The sequence below is a fragment of the Hydrogenophaga sp. genome, from assembly GCF_041633695.1.
Lineage (GTDB): Bacteria > Pseudomonadota > Gammaproteobacteria > Burkholderiales > Burkholderiaceae_C > Hydrogenophaga.
Genome location: NZ_JBFJMY010000366.1, coordinates 1 through 4,231 on the forward strand (window position 1 = coordinate 1; position 4,231 = coordinate 4,231).

Annotated in this window: 5 protein-coding genes and 1 riboswitch; of the genes, 4 read left to right on the forward strand and 1 reads right to left on the reverse strand. The window is 64.8% G+C overall.

Annotated features, from left to right (window positions below; translation table 11 throughout):
• Nucleotides 1-144 precede the first annotated feature (144 nt).
• Both ABYB95_RS18110 and ABYB95_RS18115 read left to right on the forward strand, forming a co-directional pair.
• Nucleotides 145-564 carry a hypothetical protein gene (locus ABYB95_RS18110; RefSeq protein ID WP_372660053.1) on the forward strand — a complete coding sequence of 140 codons (420 nt, stop codon included), beginning with the start codon at nt 145-147 and terminating at the stop codon, nt 562-564.
• 203 nt (nt 565-767) lie between these two features.
• Nucleotides 768-1,211, forward strand: coding sequence for a PACE efflux transporter (locus ABYB95_RS18115; RefSeq protein WP_372660055.1), 444 nt, complete (start codon nt 768-770; stop codon nt 1,209-1,211).
• A 99-nt stretch (nt 1,212-1,310) separates the two neighbouring features.
• On the opposite strand, the gene ABYB95_RS18120 is transcribed toward ABYB95_RS18115, so the two are convergent.
• Nucleotides 1,311-1,988, reverse strand: coding sequence for a methyltransferase (locus ABYB95_RS18120; protein ID WP_372660057.1), 678 nt, complete (start codon nt 1,986-1,988; stop codon nt 1,311-1,313).
• A 187-nt stretch (nt 1,989-2,175) separates the two neighbouring features.
• Nucleotides 2,176-2,278, forward strand: a riboswitch (TPP riboswitch).
• 62 nt (nt 2,279-2,340) lie between these two features.
• Between ABYB95_RS18120 and ABYB95_RS18125 the strand changes: the two genes are divergently transcribed.
• Both ABYB95_RS18125 and ABYB95_RS18130 read left to right on the forward strand, forming a co-directional pair.
• Nucleotides 2,341-3,411, forward strand: coding sequence for a thiamine ABC transporter substrate binding subunit (locus ABYB95_RS18125; protein ID WP_372660059.1), 1,071 nt, complete (start codon nt 2,341-2,343; stop codon nt 3,409-3,411).
• Between the two features lie 7 nt (nt 3,412-3,418).
• Nucleotides 3,419-4,231: ABC transporter permease (locus ABYB95_RS18130; RefSeq protein ID WP_372660061.1), on the forward strand; the 813-nt coding region annotated here is incomplete at its 3' end.

The following is a 4,231-nucleotide window of genomic DNA, read 5'->3' on the forward strand; positions in this document are numbered from 1 at the left end:
ACGCTGCGCCTGAGTTTCGCCACGGCGGGCTTGGAGAAGATTGAAGAGGGCGTGGGGCGCTTGGGGGAGGCGGTGTGAGCAGGCCGTAGCGCGACCCACGGCATCGTCCTGTTCTTCGTGTCGTGATTCCCAAAAGGAGGTCTCATGTATCCATGGCTCATCTTCTGGGCACCGCAGGTGCATTTCCCCTGGAGCGGCAATGTGTCGCAAGACATCGATCCCACCACCCACTGGTTTTCCCAGATGATCCAGCCCGGCGCGGGTGACGCCCGCATCGAGCAAAAGGCTTTTGCCGTGGCCAGTTACGGCAAGCAGCTGGGACAGCTGACCGAGGTGTTGATCGCGGTGGCCGAGCAATCGCCCGACTTGTCGCCCGAAGCGCGCAAAGCCCTGGACAGTCTGCGCCACATCCGGGCGGAGATAGAGAACATCAAACAAGACGAATACCAGCACTCGGTGGCGCGGCTGGTGGAAGAGGTGCAGGCGGTGCAAAACCGGGGTGGGGCCGAGTACCAGAAGCTCACACAGATGTTGTTGCCGGTGTTGGGCCGCTCGGCGCCCTGAGGCGGCAGCCGGGCCGATGGCCTCGGTGTCCGGCAGGGCTTGCGCGCTTGTGTGCGCGCGGTCGGGTCGAGCTGCTCCACAATAGCGGTCCTTAGCCGGGCCTCGGGTCCGGCGTTTTGCGCCCTGCACCGGCTCTTGGCCGGCATCTATCGCGGTTCTCTGCCCGACCCGCACGGCGCCCACCCACCGAACACTTTCTGCCCATGTCTCCCCGCGCCCGCCGTGTCTTGCAAGCCATTCTGTACGAGGGGATCGCCATCGCCGTGGTGGCGCCGAGCATTTCCATCTTGTTCGAACAACCAGCGGGTTCTGCTTTGGCGCTGTCGGCGGTCATGTCTGGCATTGCGCTGGCCTGGAACTATGGGTTCAACGTGGTGTTCGAGCGCTGGGAATCCCGGCAAACCACCAAAGGCCGCTCGCTGCGGCGCCGGGTGGCACACGGCATCGGCTTTGAGGGCGGCCTGGCGCTGATCCTGGTGCCGGTGGTGGCCTACTGGCTGGACATTTCCTTTCTGGAGGCCTTTGTGGCCGACCTGGGCATTCTGGTGTTTTTCCTGGTCTACACCGTGTGTTTCACCTGGGCCTTCGACAAGCTGTTCGGCTTGCCGCAGTCGGCGCTGGCCACCACCCGGGACAACCAAGGCTGAACGAGGTTTGCGCAGAACCTGTGCCAGAAGCGCTGCGTTGCCTCTGGCACGGGTTTTTTTGACCGGATCAGAACCGGGCCAGGGCCGAGCCGGTAGCACTCACGAGGGCAGGGGGGTGCTCGCAAAGCTCAAAAACCGACCCTTGTAGGCCTCTCCGGTCTCCAGCGATTTGTTGGCCACCAGCGTGTGCAGGCCATAACCCAGCGCGTTCATTGCGCGGCAAAAGGCGGCGCGGTTGCCGCGATCCGGATCGACGATGAGGATTTCTGCGCCGGGTGCGGCGTGGCGGTGTACAAAGTGCGCCAGTTGGGCCGGTTGTTGGCGCTCGTACAGCACGTCGCTGCCGATGATCAGATCGAACAGGCCCAGGGCTTGGGTATCGCTCGCGTCTTCTTCTTCCCAGTTCCCGGCCTGGTAAGGCGGCGGTGCCAGGCCGTTCAGGCGCAGGTTTTCCTGCAGAAAGCTTTCGGTCAGCGGGTGCCAGTCGGTCACCGTGATGCACCCCGAACGGCGGTGCAGCACCAGACTGGCCAGCGCCAAGCCGGCGCCAATTTCCAGAATGCGCTTGTCCACAATGTTGTGCGTCATCATGGCCAGCGCGAGCACGCGCGCCGATGGCCAGACCTGGCCGAACAAGGGCCAGCTTGCGGCCGACATGCCGATGTGTTCAGCCGCCCCCAGGGCGTCGGCGTATTGCTGGGTGTCGAGCAGGGAGCGGATGTGGAAAGCCGAGCCACCAATCGAGATGGTCTCGTGTTTGACCTGATAGCCGGGCATGGTGTGGTGTTCTCATGGTGTTGCTTGCTGTGCGAAGGTGTTCTGATCGAACGGGCACAGCGCTTCCCAAAAGAAGAGTCATGCGGGCCGAGGAGGCGCATTCATGGTGTCCCCAGGCACCGAACTAGACCGGAGTCCAGGGGACGCCGCACCTTAGCACGTGGCGGTTCTGGCCGCCTACAATGGCAGGCTTCACCGGGGGTGCTGGGTTCGCAGGCGGACCGGCTGAGAAATACCCCTCTCACCTGATCTGGGTTGTGCCAGCGTAGGGAGCGTGATCAGATGGCCCGCAGTTCGGTGGCCTGTCTTTTCAGCCGCTGCCTCCGCAGCGTTTTTTTGAAAAGGCATTCACATGCAACGGCGTTATTTTTCGACTGCTCTGGTTTCGGCTGCCATCGCTGCTTTGGCGGCCACGCCTGCGGTTTTTGCGCAGACGGCACAGCCTCTGCGCGTGCTCACCCACAGCTCGTTCGATCTGCCCAAAGAGCTGCTGGCGCAGTTTGAAAAAGAAGCGGGCGTGAAGCTGGAGATCGTCAAGGCCGGCGACGCGGGCGAGATGCTGAACAAGCTCATCCTCACCCGCGCCAACCCGATCGCCGACGTGGTCTATGGCATCGACAACACCTTGCTGCCGCGCGCGGCCAAGGCCGGCGTGATCCAGGCCTATGCGGGTCCGGCCAGCCAGCGCGCCGCCGCCGCCGCCATGGCCGCGAATGCGGGCAAGACCGGGGTGGCCTCGGGCGTGGTGCCGGTGGACTTTGGTTACGTCAACCTCAATATCGACAAGGCCTGGTTTGCGCAGAAGGGTCTGGCCTTGCCGGCCACGCTGGCCGATCTGGCCCAACCCGCCTACAAAGACTTGCTGGTGGTGCAGAACCCGGCCACTTCCAGCCCGGGCCAGGCCTTCATGCTGGCCACCATCGCGGGGTTGGGTGAAAAAGCCGCTTTCGACTGGTGGGCCGCCATGCGCAGCAACGGCGTGAAAGTCGTCAAGGGCTGGACCGAGGCCTACTACACCGAGTTCACGCGCAACGGCGGCACCCGCCCGATTGTGGTGAGCTACGCCAGCAGCCCGGCGGCCGAAGTGTTTTACAGCAAGGAAAAAATCAGCGAATCGCCCACCGCCAACCTGTTCCTCAAGGGCGGTGTGTTCCGCCAGACCGAAGGCGTGGCCTTGGTCAAAGGCGGCAACCCGGCGGCGCAGGCCGCAGCAGGCCGTTTCATCGAGTTCCTGCGCTCCGGCCCTGTTCAGCAAGGACTGCAGACCACCATGTGGATGTTCCCGGTCGAGCCCGGTGTGGCGCGTGCCGAGGTCATGCAGCACGCGACCGAACCCCGGGCTTTCGACAACCCGGACGCCGCGCAAATGGGCCAGCAAAGCAAGGCCTGGCAACAGCGCTGGATCCAGGTGGTCTTGAAGTAAACAGCGGGTGAAACGCCTGCCTGCCCGCTGGCTGCTGCCCGCGCTGCCGCTGGCTTTTCTGGCCACCGTGCTGGTGGCGCCGGCGCTGCGCTTGCTGGCCGAAGGTTGGGGGGCCGAGGGCTGGCGCTGGTGGGCGGTGTGGCAAGACGATTACCTGCGCTGGCGTGTGCTGTGGTCTTTTGCGCAGGCCGCAATCACCTGTGTGCTGGCCCTGGCACTGGGTTTGCCGGTGGCCTGGGTGCTGGCGCGGTTGGAGTTCCGGGGTCGAAGCCTGGTGCTGCGCCTGCTGATGCTGCCGTTCGTGGTGCCCACCCTGGTGGCCGCCATCGGTGTGCTGGCGCTCTGGGGGCCGCGCGGCTGGCTTGGTGAGCCCTTGGCGCGTTGGGGTGTTGATCTGACCGAAACACCTTGGCTGCTGCTGTACGGCAATCTGTTTTTCAACCTGTGTCTGGTGGTGCGCGCGGGGGTGGACGCGCTGGAGCAGGTAGGTGCGCAGCGGGTCGCCGCCGCGCGCACGCTGGGCGCCACGCCCTGGCGCGCCTTCTGGCGCGTGGAGTGGCCGACCATTGCACCCTGGCTGGCTTCGGCCCTGTGCCTGGTGTTTCTGTACTGTTTTGCCGGCTTCGGCCTGGCCCTGATTCTGGGCGGCCAGCGCTACGCCACGGTGGACGTGGAGATATACACCCTGGTGGCGCACGAACTGGAGCTGGCGCAAGCCGGTGTGTTGGCGGTGTGGATGTTGGCGCTCAACGGCGCGGTGGCACTGGCCTATGCGTGGATAGAAAAGCGGCTGGCCGCACCCGGCCGTGTGGTGCCGCTG

What these genes read in the sequence shown, in the direction of transcription:
- ABYB95_RS18125 (WP_372660059.1), top strand. Translation starts at nt 2,341, where the DNA reads ATGCAACGGCGTTATTTTTCGACTGCTCTGGTTTCGGCTGCCATCGCT.
- ABYB95_RS18120 (WP_372660057.1), bottom strand. Translation starts at nt 1,988, where the DNA reads ATGCCCGGCTATCAGGTCAAACACGAGACCATCTCGATTGGTGGCTCG.
- ABYB95_RS18110 (WP_372660053.1), top strand. Translation starts at nt 145, where the DNA reads ATGTATCCATGGCTCATCTTCTGGGCACCGCAGGTGCATTTCCCCTGG.
- ABYB95_RS18115 (WP_372660055.1), top strand. Translation starts at nt 768, where the DNA reads ATGTCTCCCCGCGCCCGCCGTGTCTTGCAAGCCATTCTGTACGAGGGG.